This is a genomic window from Methanobacterium sp. (assembly GCA_030017655.1).
Lineage (GTDB): Archaea > Methanobacteriota > Methanobacteria > Methanobacteriales > Methanobacteriaceae > Methanobacterium_D.
Map to the genome: position 1 here is coordinate 1 of JASEIM010000073.1, position 688 is coordinate 688.

Sequence of the window (688 nt, forward strand, 5' to 3'; positions counted from 1 at the left end):
CATGCAATTGTAAAGAATACTGGAAAGACTGTAAACCAGTAGTAAAAACACCCTTTTCTCCGCCAAAATGTGAAACCGCCAAACCACCAGTATGTAAAGCAGTTTGTCCACCAGCTAAGGTTTGCCCACCAAAATGCGAAACTGATAAAAAATGTGAATATAAAGATAGTCGAAAAGATGATTGGAAAAACTGCAAATGCCAAACAGTAACCAAAAGACCAGTATTTAAAAGGCCAAAATTTAAAACAGTTAAAAAGCCAGTGTTTAAAAAAGCAAAATTTAAAACAGTTAAACGACCAGTATTTAGACCACCAGTATTTGATAGACCAAGACCAGTTGGCGTTATCTAAATGCTAAAAATGGGAGAATTTAAAAAATTCTCTCTATTTTTAAAATTTCTAAAACATTAAAAATTAAAATTAATCAATGTACCTAGTGTAATCTTCCACAGAAGTCTCTTTAAAAGCTCTCCTGCGACGCATACACGACTCACAAACACCGCAATGCTCTTCTTCACCCAAATAGCATGAATAACTTAAATTCATTGGTGCATTAATTTTATCGCCCAACTTAACAATTTCATTTTTATTCAATTCTATAAGCGGTGCTTCAATTTTCACACTTTCAAGTGTACCTATTTCTAAAACATTATTAAATGCATTTAAGAATTCTTTTGAGTTATCAGGGA

2 protein-coding genes are annotated in these 688 nt (G+C 32.7%); one reads left to right on the top strand and one right to left on the bottom strand.

The window, feature by feature from the left end; genetic code table 11:
- On the top strand, positions 1 to 350 hold a 350-nt coding region (locus QMD61_11665), incomplete at its 5' end, for a hypothetical protein (GenBank protein ID MDI6725290.1).
- Between the two features lie 69 nt (positions 351 to 419).
- Here QMD61_11665 and QMD61_11670 read toward each other — a convergent pair.
- A partial coding sequence (locus QMD61_11670; protein MDI6725291.1) for a 7-cyano-7-deazaguanine synthase occupies positions 420 to 688 on the bottom strand: 269 nt, incomplete at its 5' end.